Origin of the sequence: Rahnella contaminans, from assembly GCF_011065485.1 — a bacterium.
Taxonomy (GTDB): Bacteria; Pseudomonadota; Gammaproteobacteria; order Enterobacterales; family Enterobacteriaceae; genus Rahnella; species Rahnella contaminans.
Genome location: NZ_JAADJS010000010.1, coordinates 1 through 14585, shown reverse-complemented (window position 1 = coordinate 14585; position 14585 = coordinate 1). Strand labels below are relative to the sequence as shown.

At 57.0% G+C, this 14585-nt stretch carries 16 protein-coding genes; 15 read left to right on the top strand and 1 reads right to left on the bottom strand.

Translation table 11 applies throughout. From position 1 onward, the window contains the following. Positions 1–32: 32 nt before the first annotated feature. The 13 genes from GW579_RS23405 to GW579_RS23340 all read left to right on the top strand — a co-directional run bounded on the left by GW579_RS23405 (position 33) and on the right by GW579_RS23340 (position 12311). Positions 33–674: a phage baseplate assembly protein V gene (locus GW579_RS23405; RefSeq protein WP_165062175.1), complete on the top strand. Its 642-nt coding sequence runs from the start codon at positions 33–35 to the stop codon at positions 672–674. 128 nt (positions 675–802) lie between these two features. Then, positions 803–1153 (top strand): GPW/gp25 family protein, encoded by a 351-nt coding sequence (locus GW579_RS23400; protein ID WP_165062174.1) that lies wholly within the window; start codon positions 803–805, stop codon positions 1151–1153. 2 nt (positions 1154–1155) lie between these two features. Further along, on the top strand, positions 1156–2064 hold the full coding sequence (locus tag GW579_RS23395; RefSeq protein ID WP_165062173.1) for a baseplate assembly protein: 909 nt from the start codon (positions 1156–1158) through the stop codon (positions 2062–2064). Beyond that, on the top strand, positions 2057–2584 hold the full coding sequence (locus tag GW579_RS23390; protein ID WP_165062172.1) for a phage tail protein I: 528 nt from the start codon (positions 2057–2059) through the stop codon (positions 2582–2584). The genes GW579_RS23395 and GW579_RS23390 overlap by 8 nt, the downstream gene beginning before the upstream one ends. Before the next feature lie 9 nt (positions 2585–2593). Continuing rightward, positions 2594–5338 carry a phage tail-collar fiber domain-containing protein gene (locus tag GW579_RS23870; protein ID WP_235937458.1) on the top strand — a complete coding sequence of 915 codons (2745 nt, stop codon included), beginning with the start codon at positions 2594–2596 and terminating at the stop codon, positions 5336–5338. Further along, positions 5335–5880 carry a tail fiber assembly protein gene (locus GW579_RS23375; RefSeq protein WP_165062171.1) on the top strand — a complete coding sequence of 182 codons (546 nt, stop codon included), beginning with the start codon at positions 5335–5337 and terminating at the stop codon, positions 5878–5880. The genes GW579_RS23870 and GW579_RS23375 overlap by 4 nt, the downstream gene beginning before the upstream one ends. Before the next feature lie 132 nt (positions 5881–6012). Then, positions 6013–7182 (top strand): phage tail sheath protein, encoded by a 1170-nt coding sequence (locus GW579_RS23370; protein WP_165062170.1) that lies wholly within the window; start codon positions 6013–6015, stop codon positions 7180–7182. A 13-nt stretch (positions 7183–7195) separates the two neighbouring features. Then, positions 7196–7705, top strand: a complete 510-nt coding sequence (locus GW579_RS23365; protein WP_165062169.1) for a phage major tail tube protein — start codon at positions 7196–7198, stop codon at positions 7703–7705. Positions 7706–7764: 59 nt separating this feature from the next. Continuing rightward, positions 7765–8046: a phage tail assembly protein gene (locus GW579_RS23360; protein WP_165062168.1), complete on the top strand. Its 282-nt coding sequence runs from the start codon at positions 7765–7767 to the stop codon at positions 8044–8046. 32 nt (positions 8047–8078) lie between these two features. After that, on the top strand, positions 8079–8198 hold the full coding sequence (locus GW579_RS23355; RefSeq protein WP_112286888.1) for a GpE family phage tail protein: 120 nt from the start codon (positions 8079–8081) through the stop codon (positions 8196–8198). Then, the gene (locus GW579_RS23350) at positions 8191–10665 is read left to right on the top strand and encodes a phage tail tape measure protein (RefSeq protein ID WP_165062166.1); all 2475 of its coding nucleotides are present in this window, start codon (positions 8191–8193) and stop codon (positions 10663–10665) included. Before GW579_RS23355 ends, GW579_RS23350 begins: the two co-directional genes overlap by 8 nt. Before the next feature lie 12 nt (positions 10666–10677). Then, positions 10678–11148: a phage tail protein gene (locus GW579_RS23345; protein ID WP_165062164.1), complete on the top strand. Its 471-nt coding sequence runs from the start codon at positions 10678–10680 to the stop codon at positions 11146–11148. Between the two features lie 8 nt (positions 11149–11156). Then, on the top strand, positions 11157–12311 hold the full coding sequence (locus GW579_RS23340; protein WP_206739036.1) for a phage late control D family protein: 1155 nt from the start codon (positions 11157–11159) through the stop codon (positions 12309–12311). An 18-nt stretch (positions 12312–12329) separates the two neighbouring features. Here GW579_RS23340 and GW579_RS23335 read toward each other — a convergent pair whose 3' ends face one another. Continuing rightward, positions 12330–12932, bottom strand: a complete 603-nt coding sequence (locus GW579_RS23335) for a LysE family translocator (protein WP_165062160.1) — start codon at positions 12930–12932, stop codon at positions 12330–12332. A gap of 151 nt (positions 12933–13083) precedes the next feature. Here GW579_RS23335 and GW579_RS23330 point away from each other — a divergent pair, with 151 nt between their 5' ends. Both GW579_RS23330 and GW579_RS23325 read left to right on the top strand, forming a co-directional pair. Next, positions 13084–13305, top strand: coding sequence for a DNA-binding transcriptional regulator (locus GW579_RS23330; RefSeq protein ID WP_112151099.1), 222 nt, complete (start codon positions 13084–13086; stop codon positions 13303–13305). Positions 13306–13443: 138 nt separating this feature from the next. Further along, positions 13444–14499, top strand: coding sequence for a phage integrase (locus GW579_RS23325; RefSeq protein ID WP_165062158.1), 1056 nt, complete (start codon positions 13444–13446; stop codon positions 14497–14499). The last annotated feature ends 86 nt before the right edge of the window (positions 14500–14585 follow it).

Sequence of the window (14585 nt, the reverse complement as noted above, 5' to 3'; positions counted from 1 at the left end):
ATGCCGCCTGACAGGGCGGCATTCTTTTATCCATGAATACATCCATCCCAAACAACGACATTCCGCGCCTGCTGCGCAACCTGATCCGCATTGGCACCGTTGCCGAGGTGGATTTAGAGGCAGCAACTTGTCGCGTAAACACCGGCGGCAACGTCACCGACTGGCTGCACTGGCTGACCTCCCGCGCAGGGCGTTCCCGTTCCTGGTGGGCACCGTCTGACGGTGAACAGGTTTTGTTGTTCTGCCTGGGCGGTGAGTTGAATACCGCCTTTGTGATGCCTGGCATTTTCTCTGATGAATTTCCGGCGCCGTCGGCGTCAGCCGATGCCTTGCATGTGTCATTCCCTGACGGCGCGGTAATTGAGTACGAACCCAAAACCGGCGCGCTGCTGGCAACCGGCATCAAGTCTGCCACGGTGAACGCTGCGAATAAGGTGTCAGTCACTGCCCCGCTGATTACCTGCACGGCGAAAACCCGCATTACGCTCGACGCGCCCGAAGTGGTCTGCACCAACAAGCTCACGACGGGCAGCCTGGAGGTGAAACAGGGCGGCGCCCTAACCGGCAACCTCATCCACTCAGGCGGCAGCCTCACGTCTAACGGCGTGGTTGTTCATACCCATAAACACGGCGGCGTCCAGACGGGCGGCGGCAGTACCGGCATACCCGCCTGATAACGAGGAGTTTCCAATGAATTTTTTCTTGTCAGTTTTTTGTGCGTCAATTTCAGGGGGAATGCTGGCGAACGATGCGGGCGGCTGGTGGTTGGTTGCCATTCTTGGCCTTTTCTTCCTTTGCGCTCATGACTAACGCCAAATACATCGGCCTGGCTCGCGACACGGGGCGCAGCGTCGAAGACCTGGCGCACATTCAGCAGTCGGTCAGCGACATTCTGCGCACGCCCGTGGGTTCCCGCGTCATGCGCCGTGACTATGGTTCACTGCTGTCTGAGCTGAGTGACCGCCCGCAGAATGCGGCGCTGCGCCTGCAAATCATGGCGGCTTGCTACAGCGCGATCCTGAAATGGGAGCCACGCGTCAGCCTGACCGGCATCACCTTTGAAACGACGTTTGACGGGAAAATGGTGGTGGATATCACCGGCACCCGCAAAGACACATCCGCCGCCATTTCCTTAACCTTACCCGTGAGCTAACCATGGCAACTATCGACCTGAGCCAGTTACCCGCCCCCGACGTGGTGGAGGTGCTGGATTACGAAATCCTTCTGGCGGAGCGCAAAGCCACGCTGGTCTCGCTTTACCCCGAAGACCAGCAGGCTGCTATTGCCCGCACACTGACCCTGGAGTCTGAGCCGATGGTGAAACTGCTGGAGGAGAACGCCTACCGCGAAGTGATCCTGCGTCAGCGGGTTAACGAGGCGGCGCAGGCGGTGATGCTGGCTTATGCCTCCGGTAATGATCTCGACAATATCGCCGCCACGTTCAGCGTGGAACGCCTGACGATCACCCCTGCCGATACGGTCAGCGTGCCCGCCGTGGCGGCAGTGATGGAAAGCGATGCGGATTTTCGCATCCGTGCGCAGCAGGCGTTTGAAGGACTGAGCGTAGCCGGTCCGGTCGGCTCTTATGAATATCACGGGCGTTCGGCTGACGGGCGCGTGGCGGATATTTCAGTGATCAGTCCGTCGCCCGCCTGCGTGACGATTTCCGTGCTGGCACAGACCGGCAACGGCACAGCACCCGCTGAGCTGCTGGCGGTGGTTCAGGCCGCACTCAATGACGAGAACGTGCGCCCCGTGGCAGACCGCGTGACTGTCCAGTCGGCAACTGTCGTGAATTACACCATTGATGCCGTGCTGTATTTATTCCCTGGTCCGGAAGCCGAACCCATCCGGGAAGCCTCTGAGGCAAAACTGATTGCTTACACCACGGCGCAGCACCGTTTAGGTCGTGACATCCGGCTGTCCGCCATCTATGCCGCGCTGCACGTTGAAGGCGTGCAGCGGGTGGAGCTGAAAAGCCCTGCCGCTGACATCGAACTGGATAAAACGCAGGCGTCATTCTGCACCGCGTACACCCTGAAAGTGGGCGGCTACGATGAGTGATCGCCTGCTGCCCGTTGGTTCATCCCAGCTGGAAGTTGCCGCCGCCGATGCCTGCGCCGCGCTTGAAAACGTACCGGTGCCGCTGCGGCAGCTTTGGGATCCGCTGACCTGTCCGGCGAAGTTTTTGCCGTACCTGGCGTGGGCGCTGTCGGTTGACCGCTGGGATGAAAACTGGCCTGTCGCCACCAAGCGCCGCGTCATTCAGTCAGCGTGGTTCATTCACTGCCACAAGGGAACCCTCGGTGCCATCCGGCGCGTGGTGGAGCCGCTCGGCTACCTGATTAACGTGACCGAATGGTGGGAAACCAATGACGAGCCGGGCACGTTTCGCCTGGATATCGGCGTGCTGGAAACCGGCATCACCGAGGAAATGTATTTAGAAATGGAACGGCTGATTGCCGACGCCAAACCGGCCAGCCGCCATCTGATCGGCCTGACCATCACCCAGGATATCAAAGGCGATGTTTACATTGGCGCAGCGCAGTACACCGGCGAGCTGCTGACCGTTTACCCCGCATAAGAGGACGCTATGAGCACATTTAAATCCGTCGTCACCACGCTCGGCCAGTCGCGTATCGCGGCAGCCATTGCGGCGGGGACTGACATCAACATTACGCAGCTTGCCGTCGGTGACGGTAACGGCAAGACAACCACGCCCGTCGCCACCCAGACCAAACTGGTTAAAGAGGTGTACCGCACACCGCTCAACTCCTTAAAGCGCGATCCGACACATGGTAACTGGGTGATTGCCGAGGCGGTGATTTCTGCTAGCGTCGGCGGCTTCTGGATGCGCGAAATGGGGCTGTTTGCCGATGATGGCGCGCTGATTGCCGTCTGCAACATGGCGGACACTTACAAGCCGACCCTGGCGGAAGGTTCTGGCCGCACGCAGACGCTGCGGATGGTGATTGCCGTCAGTAACACCGAAGTCATCAGCCTGCTGATCGACGACTCGGTGATTATGGCAACGGAGCAGTATGTGAATGACCTGCTGGCCGCGCATGAAAAATCACGCAACCACCCCGACGGTACGCTGACCGCAAAGGGTTTTGTCCAGCTCAGCAGCTCAGTCAGCAGTACCAGCGAAATCCTGGCTGCCACGCCGAAAGCGGTAAAGGCTGCTAACGACAATGCAAATATTCGCGTCCCCTCTACCCGCAAAGTAAATAACAAGCCGCTGAGCGCCGATATTACCCTGGAGGCAGCGGACGTCGGGGCAATGAGCAATCTGATGCTGGCAACGGACACGACGAAGGTTAAGCGTCTGGATGACCCGTCCATTATTGACGTCACGAATCCCATCAGTATTTCTGCCACGTTTGAAGACCACCCTCTGGGGGCGACCTATGTCGTTGCCGGTCAGTTGCACAACTGGCGGCGCTACTGGGCGGCGGGTGCGGCAGCCTGTCAGCGGCTGATTAATAACGACGGGCAGATTTTTGAGCGCATCGGTTCATACACTGCGGCGGGCGGCTGGAAGTGGTTCCTCAGCGACAGCGGTTATCCGTTCGGCTGGCGGAAAATTATGGACAGCGGCAGCATGACGCTGGCGGACTTAACGCGTCTGGGCGTCGCCCGTTCGGGTGAGAACGCGGATATTACCGGCCTCAGCAAACTAACCAGCATTGCGTCCAGCGTTAAAATGGCGGCTAACCTGGAGGTCGCCAGTTCGATCCAGGCGAATTACCGGATGGCTGTTTTCCGGGCAAATGATTATGAAGCCTATATGTCATTTACCAGCCGTCTCGGTTCAGTCTCGGCGAACAACTTACCCTCTGCATTAACGTCCATGGGGAATGTTTATTTTCGTCTGCCTAACACGCTGACAGACACCGACCCGCACGCTGGGCGCGCGCTGGGTGGCCTGTCCGCCGCAATTTATCCGGCAGGCGAAGGCGTGATGCGCATGGATGCCAGGGATGAAACCGGCACCATTAAAGCCCGCATCGTCTGCGACGGACAGACCGACAGCGTACAAATCGCAAACGGCGTGTTGCGGCCTGAATCAGGTATTACCCTTTCCTCTACTAACGCGAATTCAGTGATCCGCGGGCGTAACGATGCCGTCATTCTGCGCGACCATAACAACGGCAATGTCACGCTTTCAGCCAGTGTGAAAGATGCAGGCTCCGGCGTCGGCGGTACGCTGTATCTGGGATATAACAGGGATACGGCCAACATCTACACGTCGGCGGTTTCCATTGATTCGCCGCTAACAATCAATGACACCATGAAGGCGGTAAGCGATGCGACCTTTGCGGCCGGGATGACCGTGGCCGGAGAAGTCAATTTTAACGGCCTGGTGAAATTCAACCGGCATGACGCTACCTGTCAATTTAGCTCGTCAAATGCGGCGCACCCGCTAATCAACGTGAGCTATTCCAGCGCCGGTAACTTTGGTTTTTGGGATGCCACTGGCGGCAGGTGGGTACTTCGTAAAAGAGCGTCGAATCTGACAGACGGTACGGCGGATAATTGGGTGATGGACGGCGGGCTTGAAATCGCCGGTGCGTATGGCCTGACATTATCGACGGCGCTGCCTGTTTCCAGCGGGGGCACCGGTGCAAAAACCGCAGCCGATGCAGTAAAGAATCTCGGTGCCCTCCCAGCAAACGGCACTGCCGTCGCCGCGTCCAAACTCGCCACCGCCCGCAAAATTGCCGGTGTGGCGTTCGATGGCACGAGTGACATTTCACTTAATGCTGACAACGTCGGGGCATTTCCCCGCGCCGGTGGCGATGTAAAAGGCGGTGTTACCGCGAATTTTCTGCGTGCAATAACCCTTCCTCAGCCAGGCAACGGACAAGGGACATATCTGGGATGGAATGAGAGTAACGGCCAGGGCGAATCTAACTTTGTTAATAACAAAGGCGGCGGTGTTGGCGGATTCGTTTTCCGCACCGTTAACGTCAATAACTCCGTGCAAACGGGGTACGTCAGAATTTCCGGCACGGGAGACCTGAGCACGCAGGGGAATTTGTACACTGACGGCGGCGGGATTTATGAGATGGGGCAGCGTGTATCAACTCAGAATGATGCGCAAAACCGGGCGAATAACGCTGAAAATAACGCCCGAAACTGGGCTTACTCAAACTGCGTGCAGGATATTCGTTTCGGCACATCCTCAGAGTTCAAAGAACGCAACAACAATGAAAACATGAACGGCGGCGTGATGACGTCCTTCAAAGATGCAGGCAGCTCTAACTATTGGATCCGCATGCGTCCTTTGCAGAAAGCCGTCGGCGGCAACTGGTATACGGTGGGTTATGTATGAAAACGAATATTTACGGCGCGTTCTCTCTGCGCGCACCGCTTAATGAAGACGAAACGTTACTGGCTAAATCTCACGGCGTGGTATTCCTTTGTGATCCGCAGGGGAATGACTGGTACGGACTGCTTAAACAGTTTTCTGACGAGACGGTGAAAATTGCCTTTGATGAGAGCGGGCTGATTAACTCGGCCAGTTATGACGCCTCCACGATGTGGCCGCAGTCCTTTAGCGTGGCGGAAGTGTCGGACTGTCCTGACACGTTTCTTTCGCAGCCTGGCGGCGGGAAGTGGGTCTTTGACGGCGAAAGCATTGTGGCGCGGGTATTATCGGCCGCCGAACTGACCGAACAGGCCAAAGCCACAAGAGACGCACTGCTGGCCGAAGCCTCACAGAAAATCAGCCCGCTACAGGACGCAAAAGAGCTCGACATTGCCACGGATGACGAACTTTCTCAGCTCAGGGAATGGATGCTGTACCGCGTGCAGCTGAGCCGCATCGATCCCGCCCTCGCGCCGGATATTACCTGGCCTGAAATCCCCGCTTAACCTATGCCCCGAAAAGGGGCTTTTTTGATTCTGCTCCGCCACGTTGTGCCATGGTTCAAACATCCCTCCCGCCGTGCCTGCGCGTACACAACCAGCGATGATTGACTTCACCCCAATCACAGGAAAAACACCATGGCTGATTATCATCACGGTGTGCGCGTTGTTGAAATCAATGACGGCACCCGCGTTATCTCCACCGTTTCCACCGCCATCATCGGGATGGTCTGCACCGGCGAGGATGCGGACGCGGCAACCTTCCCGCTGGATACGCCCGTACTCATTACTAACGTACTGACCGCCGCAGGCAAGGCCGGTAAAACCGGCACGCTCCGCGCCTCCCTGATGGCAATCGCCAACCAGGCTAAACCGGTTGTCGTTGTCGTGCGCGTCAAGGAAGGCGAAACCGAAGCGGAAACCACCTCCAACATCATCGGCGGCTCAGATGAAACCGGCATGTATACCGGCATGAAAGCGCTGCTGTCTGCGCAAACGGAACTCGGCGTAAAGCCGCGCATTCTCGGCGTGCCTGGGCTGGATAATCAGGAGGTCGCCACCGCGCTCGCCGCCGTCTGTCAGCAACTGCGCGCCTTCGGCTACGTCAGCGCCTACGGCTGCAAAACTGTGTCCGATGCCATTAAGTACCGCGACAATTTCAGCCAGCGTGAACTGATGGTTGTCTGGCCGGATTTCGTGACCTGGAACACCACCACAAACGCCAGCGACATCGCCCCCGCGACGGCTTACGCGCTCGGCCTGCGTGCCAAAATCGACACCGACACCGGCTGGCACAAAACGCTTTCTAATGTCGGCATCAACGGCGTCACCGGCCTGTCTGCCAGCGTGTACTGGGATTTGCAAACCACCGGCACCGATGCTGACCTGCTGAACCAGGCGTGCGTCACCACCCTTATCCGCAAGGATGGCTTTAAATTCTGGGGGCAGCGCACCTGCTCTGACGATCCATTGTTCCTGTTTGAGAACTACACCCGCACCGCGCAGGTGCTGGCGGACACCATCGCCGAAGGGCATATGTGGGCGTCAGATAAGCCCGTTACCCCGACCCTTATCAAAGACATGATTGCGGGCATTAACGCCAAGCTGCGCGAAATGAAAACCGCCGGGCTGATCATCGATGGCAACTGCTGGTATGACCCCGAAGCCAACACCGTCGAAACCCTCAAAGCGGGCAAATTGTTCATTGATTACGACTATACGCCGGTGCCGCCGCTGGAAGATTTAACCCTGCGTCAGCGCATCACCGACCAGTACCTGGCGACGTTCGCCACGTCCGTTAACAGCTAAGAGGCGCTAAACCATGGCACTGCCTAAGAAACTGAAATACCTGAACCTGTTTAACGACGGGAACAGCTACCTGGGCATGGTCAGCGCGCTGACGCTGCCAAAACTGACCCGCAAGCTGGAGAACTACCGCGGCGGCGGCATGACCGGTTCGGCTGCCATTGATTTCGGGCTGGACGACGACGCGCTGAGCTTTGAGTGGACGGTGGGCGGGCTGGATGAATTGGTGTTGCAGCAGTGGGGCGCGGTCGATGCCGTGCCGCTGCGCTTTGCCGGTTCCTTCCAGCGCGACGATACCGGCGAAACCTCCGCCGTGGAAGTCACCATGCGCGGACGCCACAAGGAAATGGATTTCGGCGAGTACAAACAGGGTGAAGATACCGAAACCAAAATCACCACCCAGTGCACCTATTTCAAGCTCACGATTGACGGCAAAGACATGATTGAAGTCGATACCGTGAACATGGTGGAAATCGTCGGCGGCGTTGACCGCGTGGCGGAACATCGCAAAAACATCGGCCTGTAACCCGTACCCCCGCGCCGGACTCCGGCGCGAAACCTCACTTTAAAATAAGAGACACCGCTATGTCAGAACACAATGAAAACATCGTTATTCTGGAAGAACCAATCACACGCGGCGACACGCTGATTAACCAGGTTGAAGTCATTAAACCCAATGCCGGACACCTGCGCGGGATTGGCCTGGCGGCGCTGGCGAATGCCGACGTTGACGCGCTGACCGTCATTCTGCCGCGCATTACCACTCCGAACCTGACCGCCCAGGACTGCAAAAGCCTGAACCTGCCCGACCTGATTGCCCTGGCGGGTAAGGTGATTGGTTTTTTATCGCCGAAATCGGAACAGTAAAACTTCCCCCGACCCTGACGGTCGATGACCTGATGGCGGATATCGCGGTGATTTTTCACTGGCCGCCGTCAGAAATGAACCTGATGACGCTGACCGAGCTTTGCGGCTGGCGTCATAAGGCCATGCAGCGCAGCGGAGCCGACAGTGAGTAATTTAAAAGTAGAGGTGCTGTTAAAGGCGGTTGACCAGGCGACCCGCCCGTTTAAATCGGTTGAGAACGCCAGTAAGGCGCTGTCCGGAGACATTAAAAACTCTCAGACCGTGCTCAAAGACCTGAACGCTCAGGCCGGAAAGATTGACGGTTTCCGCAAATCCAGCGCGCAGCTTGCCGTCACCGGTCAGAAACTCAAAGACGCCAAAGCGGAAGCGGCGGCGCTGGCTATCGGGTTCAAAAACACCGCCAACCCGACCCGCGCCCAGGCGCAGGCCATGGAAGCCGCGAAGCGCACCGCCGCGCAGTTGCAGACCCAGTTCAACGGGCTGCGGCAGTCGGTGCAGCGTCAGCGCACCGAACTCACCCAGGCGGGCATCAGCACGCGCACGCTGTCTGAGTCAGAACGCCGCCTGAAAACCTCCATTAGCGAAACCACCGCGCAGCTCAACCGCCAGCGTGAATCCCTGGCACGCGTCAGCGCGCAACAGGCCAAACTGAACGCGGTGAAAGGCCGGTATCAGGCCGGTAAACAACTGGCCGGCAGTGTCACCGGCGCGGGTGCGGCGGGAGTCGCGATTGCGACAGCGGGCACGGTAGCCGGTGCCGGGATGCTCAAGCCCGGCTATGACTTTGCCCTGAAAAACTCAGAATTGCAGGCGACGCTTGGCCTGGAAAAAGGCTCCGCCGACATGACCGCGCTGCGCACCCAGGCGCGGCAGCTCGGCGATAACACCGCCGCCTCCGCCGATGACGCGGCCGCCGCGCAAATCATCGTCGCCAAATCCGGCGCGGACAAGGACGGCATTCTGGCAGCGACGCCGACCATCCTGAATCTGTCCCTGGCAAACAAGCGCACCATGGAGGAAAACGCCACGCTGCTGATGGGCGTGAAGTCCGCGTTCGGCATGACGAATGACACCGTGGCGCACATCGGCGACGTGCTTTCTACGGCGATGAATAAATCTGCCGCCACCTTTGACGGGCTGTCAGACACCATGACCTATGCCGCGCCGGTGGCAAAGCAGGCCGGTATCAGCGTCGAAGAAACCGCCGCGATGGCCGCCGCGCTGGCCGATGCCAAAATCACCGGCTCAATGGCGGGAACCGGTGCCCGTGCCGTCATTACCCGTTTGCAGGCACCGACGGGCACCGCTGCCACCGCGCTCGGTGAGCTGAAGGTAAAAACGGCGGACAAGAAAGGCAATATGCGCCCGCTGTTTACCATCCTGAAGGAAATGCAAAAGAGCTTTGAAAAAAACAAGCTCGGCACGTCGCAGCGTGCTCAGTACATGAAGGCCATCTTTGGCGAGGAGGCCAGCTCGGCGGCGGCGGTGCTGATGGGCGATGCATCATCGGGAAAACTGGATGAACTTAGTAAGGCGCTGAAAACCTCGGACGGCAAAACTGAGGCGCTGGTGGCGGTGATGCAGGACAATCTCGGCGGCGACTTTAAGGAATTTCAGTCAGCCTATGAGGCCGTCGGGACTGACCTGTTTGATCAGCAGGATTCCTCACTGCGCAAACTGGTGCAGACCGCCACCGGCTACGTGCTGAAACTGGATAAGTGGGTGGTGAACAATAAAGCCCTGGCGGACACGCTCGGCAAGGTGGCAGGCGGTGCGCTGCTGATTATCGGCGCGCTCGGCGTGTTTGGCCTGGTGGCCGGTCCCGTTATCAGTGGGATTAATCTGATTGTCGCCGCCGCCGGTGTGCTCTGGACAATCCTCAGCACCGTGGGCGGTGCAATTGCGACGGTGATCGGCGGGCTTACGCTGCCGATTGTCGCGATTGGCGTGGCGATTGTCGCCGGTGCCCTGCTTATCCGTAAATACTGGGAGCCGATCAGCGCGTTCTTTGCGGGCGTCATTGAAGGGCTGGGGATCGCTTTCGAACCGGTGAAAGAGATGTTTGCGCCGCTCAAGCCGGTGTTTGACTGGCTTGGGGATAAGCTCAAAGTCCTGTGGCAGTGGTTCAAAGACCTGATTGAGCCCGTTAAATCCACCCAGGAAACGCTGAACAGTTGTAAAGATGCGGGCGTGTCGTTTGGTCACCTGGTCGCGAACGCACTGACCGCACCGTTGCAGGTGGCGAATAAGCTGCGCAGCAGCGTGGTCTGGCTGCTGGAGAAGCTCGGCATCATCAAGGATGAATCCGCAGACATTGATAAAGCAGCCGACAAAGCTGACCGGCGTTCCAGGCAGAACGGCGATGCGGATCCGGCAGAACACCCGCTGGATAATCCCGCGCCGGTCACGCCCCCGCCTGGCGGCCTGCTGGGCGGCGGTTATGCACCGGTGTCCGTCGGCGGCGGCCGCAGTTACATCGACCGCAGCACGCACAATTACACCATTGCCGCCGGTGCCGGTTTGGGTGCCCAGGATACCAGCCGCCAGATCCGCGCCGAGCTGGAAGCCCGTGACCGCGCCCGCGCCGCCCAGCAACGTTCCCGCATGGATAACGATTAAGGAGAAAGCCGCATGATGTTAACGCTCGGATTGTTTGTGTTTCAGTTGCAGACCGTCCCCTATCAAAGTTTGCAGCGCGATGTGGATTACCGCTGGCCGGTAAACAACCGCGTCGGCCTGCGCCCGCTGCCGCAGTTCCTCGGGGTGAATGAGGAAAAAATTACCCTGTCCGGCGTGCTGATGCCGGAAATCACCGGCGGGAAATTGTCACTGCTGGCACTGAACCTGATGGCTGACGAGGGCAAGGCGTGGCCGTTGCTGGAAGGCAGTGGCACCATTTACGGGATGTTCGTGGTCAACAGCGTCAGCGAAACCCACACGGAACATTTTTCCAACGGTGCCGCCCGCCGGATTGAATTTACGCTGACGCTGACCCGCGTGGATGAATCCCTGGCGGCGATGTTCGGCGACATGAAAGCGCAGGCCGACGGGCTGCTGGATCAGACCGGTGGTTTAACCGGTCAGCTGGGAGGCCTGCTGTGATTACGGATATGACCATCGGTGCCGGTGCGCAGTTTGCGCCGGACTTCACGGTGACCGTCGGCGGCAAAGACATCACGCAGGACGTCAGCAACCGGCTGATTTCGCTGACGCTCACGGATAACCGCGGCTTTGAGGCTGACCAGCTCGACATCGAGCTGAGCGACACCGACGGCCTGCTGGACATGCCGCCACGCGGTGCGGTGATTAATATTGCGCTGGGTTGGAAAGGCCAGGCGCTGACGAACAAAGGCGATTTCACGGTGGACGAGGTGGAGCATCGCGGAACGCCGGACACGCTGACCATTCGCGCCCGCAGTGCGGACTATCGCGGCAGCCTGAATTCCCGCCGCGACAACTCCTATCACGACACGACGCTGGAAGCGGTGGTGTCCGCCGTGGCGGCGCGCAACAACCTCAAGCCCGCCGTTGCGGAGCCGTTCAAAGGCGTGAAGGTGTCGCATATCGACCAGACCCAGGAAACCGACGCGAAATTTATCACACGCCTGGCGGAGCTGAACGGCGCGGTTGTTGCCATTAAGGCCGGTAATCTGCTGTTTATCAAACCAGGGGCGGCCAGGACGGCAAGCGGGAAGCCGATCCCGCAGATGACGATTGTCCGCAGCGACGGCGACGGACACACGTTTAATATTGCTGACCGTGGAGCCTACACCGGCGTGTCTGCAAGCTGGCTGCATACCAAAGACCCGAAACTGAAAAAAGTGAAGGTACAAAGGAAACCGAAAGTGCAGTACCTGCGCGCCCTGCAACATCCGAAGGCCAAAAAGACCAGCGCGAAAGTGCAGAAAACGCCGGAGGCGAAGGAAGGGGAATATCTGGCGGGCAGTGAAGACAACGTGTTTACCCTCACCACCATTTACGCTACACAGAAAGCGGCCATGCGGGCAGCCCAGGCGAAGTGGGACAAACTTCAGCGTGGCGTCGCAGAGTTCTCGATCTCCCTGGCGCGCGGGCGTGCGGATTTATTTCCTGAGACGCCGGTGGCGGTGTCAGGCTTTAAATCCGTGATCGACGCGCAGCCCTGGATAATCAGAAAGGTGACGCACAGCCTGGGCGGCAGTGGATTTGTGACGACGCTGAATCTGGAGGTGCTGCTGTCTGATGTGAGTTATGAGGCGACGGAAAGTGGCGAAGTAAGCCAGTGAGAAGGGAGCCCCTGCTTTCTAATGCAGTATGCTCATAAATGCGAAAAGTATAAGTAAGCCACCACCCGCGACATTCACATATTTCTTCAAAGTCATGGTGTTCATCTTATTGGCAGAGAAAATGAGAACTTTGCTAATCGCGATTAGCCAAAGAGCCATAACAGCAATATGCACCGTGGCAAGGATCATGTAATGCCCGATCTCCCCTTTGCTGCCAGCAAATTGTGAGACTACCGTGAGGTAAAACATGATGGCTTTTGGATTCAAAACATTAGCCAGCCACGCATCTTTCATTGTGACAGGAGCACCACCAGAATCGAATACCATTTCACGCGCTTTCAGGCCACTGCGGATGAGCTGTACCCCCAACCAAAGCAGATAGGCTGTTCCGGCAATTTTCAGCATATGAAAAAGTGCTGGCGAAGCCACAAGCAAAGAAGTGATCCCAAGTCCGATAAGAATTGCATGTGTATAAATACCGAGAGCTGTACCGGTAAGTGTTTTTAGTAACCCCCTTTGCCCGCCTGACAGCGCACTGTTCATCGCGAGCGTAAAGCTGGCTCCTGGGGAAAGTGCGATGGGAAGTAATGCAGGGATGAAACCTGATAAATTTATGTCCATATTTCAAATAATAATGCACATGAATGGTTGTTACTAGCGCATCGGCAGCGTGGGAGAGAAGGCTCTGTAAATCAATGTAATACAGCGTGTATGATTTTCTAAATAACATACAATGACTGCATCTGATTAAAATGATTACATGGTGATTATTATGATGCACTGCCCCAAATGCCAGCACGCCGCACACGCACGTTCCAGCCGTTATCTGAGCATCAATACCAAAGAGCGTTATCACCAGTGTCAGAACATCAATTGCAGTTGCACGTTTAAAACTCATGAGTCCATTGCAGACATCATTGTTGAGCCAGGCACCGTCCACGCGGTTCAGTTGCATCCGGATAAGCACAGTCAGCAGTCACTGCAAATGCACTGAAACGAAGCCCGCGAAAGCGGGTTTTTCTTTTATTGATTCAGTGAATTAATAAATTTACATGTATACGATTGACTAAATCAAACATTTACACTGGTTTTATATACAGTAAAATTCACATTCTCAAAAAAGGGGGATGTGATGAGTGTAAGAAAGCTGTCTACCGGCAAATGGTTATGCGAATGCTATCCGAACGGGCGTGAGGGGAAGCGATGCCGCAGGCAGTTTGATTCCAAGGGTGAAGCCTTAGCCTTTGAGACTTACACCATGGATCAAGCGAAAAACAAACCCTGGCTGGGTGAAAAGGAAGACCGGAGAAAGCTGAGCGAACTGGTCGATCTCTGGTACAGCCTGCATGGCTGCTCTCTCAATGATAAAAAGGGACGGCTGGGCAAACTTAAGATTATCAGCGCTGGAATGGGTGACCCGATTGCCAGCATGATTACACCGAAAGACTGGGCACACTATCGTGATCAACGGCTGCGCGGTGAAATTGATAATGGCTACAGTACCAGCCTGGCGACCCGTAAGGTTTCCACCGGCACGGTGAACTGTGAGCATGCATTTCTGCGGGCGGTGTTCAATGAGCTGAAGCGCCTGGGGGAATGGTCGTTACCTAACCCACTGGAAAATATCCGCGAGTTCGACCAGCCGGAACGTGAAATGGCATGGCTGACTCAGGAACAAATCCTGCTGCTCATGGCGGCATGTGAACAGCATGGGAATGACGAATTAACACTGATCGTTAAAGTCTGCCTTTCGACCGGCGCACGCTGGAACGAGGCGGCAAAAATCAAAAGCTCGCAGATTTCCCCCTATAAACTCACCTTCATCAATACCAAAGGTAAAAAGAACCGTACCGTTCCCCTCTCCCGCCCGCTTTATGACGAACTGATCGCCCGTAAAGGCGCGCCCTTCTCGCCCTGCTATAAGCAGTTTTATCGGGTGATCAGGCTGGCCGGCATCGAGCTGCCGGAAGGTCAGATGACGCACGTTCTCCGGCATACGTTCGCCAGTCATTTCATGATGGCCGGTGGCAACATCATCGTGCTACAACGCATCCTCGGACACTCAGATATCCGGGTCACGATGCGTTACGCGCACTTCGCTCCGGATCACCTGGAAGACGCTATCCACCTGAATCCGCTGGCTCAAATGGCTGGCGACAAAGTGGCGGCAGAAAGTCCTAATAAGTAACATTGAGGGTAATAGGAAGTGATATAAGTGGTTGTTTTAACAATAAGTTATTGATTTGAAAAACAGGCAAAAAAAAGACCGAATAC

What these genes read in the sequence shown, in the direction of transcription:
- GW579_RS23405 (WP_165062175.1), top strand. Translation starts at nt 33, where the DNA reads ATGAATACATCCATCCCAAACAACGACATTCCGCGCCTGCTGCGCAAC.
- GW579_RS23400 (WP_165062174.1), top strand. Translation starts at nt 803, where the DNA reads ATGACTAACGCCAAATACATCGGCCTGGCTCGCGACACGGGGCGCAGC.
- GW579_RS23395 (WP_165062173.1), top strand. Translation starts at nt 1,156, where the DNA reads ATGGCAACTATCGACCTGAGCCAGTTACCCGCCCCCGACGTGGTGGAG.
- GW579_RS23390 (WP_165062172.1), top strand. Translation starts at nt 2,057, where the DNA reads ATGAGTGATCGCCTGCTGCCCGTTGGTTCATCCCAGCTGGAAGTTGCC.
- GW579_RS23870 (WP_235937458.1), top strand. Translation starts at nt 2,594, where the DNA reads ATGAGCACATTTAAATCCGTCGTCACCACGCTCGGCCAGTCGCGTATC.
- GW579_RS23375 (WP_165062171.1), top strand. Translation starts at nt 5,335, where the DNA reads ATGAAAACGAATATTTACGGCGCGTTCTCTCTGCGCGCACCGCTTAAT.
- GW579_RS23370 (WP_165062170.1), top strand. Translation starts at nt 6,013, where the DNA reads ATGGCTGATTATCATCACGGTGTGCGCGTTGTTGAAATCAATGACGGC.
- GW579_RS23365 (WP_165062169.1), top strand. Translation starts at nt 7,196, where the DNA reads ATGGCACTGCCTAAGAAACTGAAATACCTGAACCTGTTTAACGACGGG.
- GW579_RS23360 (WP_165062168.1), top strand. Translation starts at nt 7,765, where the DNA reads ATGTCAGAACACAATGAAAACATCGTTATTCTGGAAGAACCAATCACA.
- GW579_RS23355 (WP_112286888.1), top strand. Translation starts at nt 8,079, where the DNA reads ATGGCGGATATCGCGGTGATTTTTCACTGGCCGCCGTCAGAAATGAAC.
- GW579_RS23345 (WP_165062164.1), top strand. Translation starts at nt 10,678, where the DNA reads ATGATGTTAACGCTCGGATTGTTTGTGTTTCAGTTGCAGACCGTCCCC.
- GW579_RS23340 (WP_206739036.1), top strand. Translation starts at nt 11,157, where the DNA reads ATGACCATCGGTGCCGGTGCGCAGTTTGCGCCGGACTTCACGGTGACC.
- GW579_RS23335 (WP_165062160.1), bottom strand. Translation starts at nt 12,932, where the DNA reads ATGGACATAAATTTATCAGGTTTCATCCCTGCATTACTTCCCATCGCA.
- GW579_RS23330 (WP_112151099.1), top strand. Translation starts at nt 13,084, where the DNA reads ATGATGCACTGCCCCAAATGCCAGCACGCCGCACACGCACGTTCCAGC.
- GW579_RS23325 (WP_165062158.1), top strand. Translation starts at nt 13,444, where the DNA reads ATGAGTGTAAGAAAGCTGTCTACCGGCAAATGGTTATGCGAATGCTAT.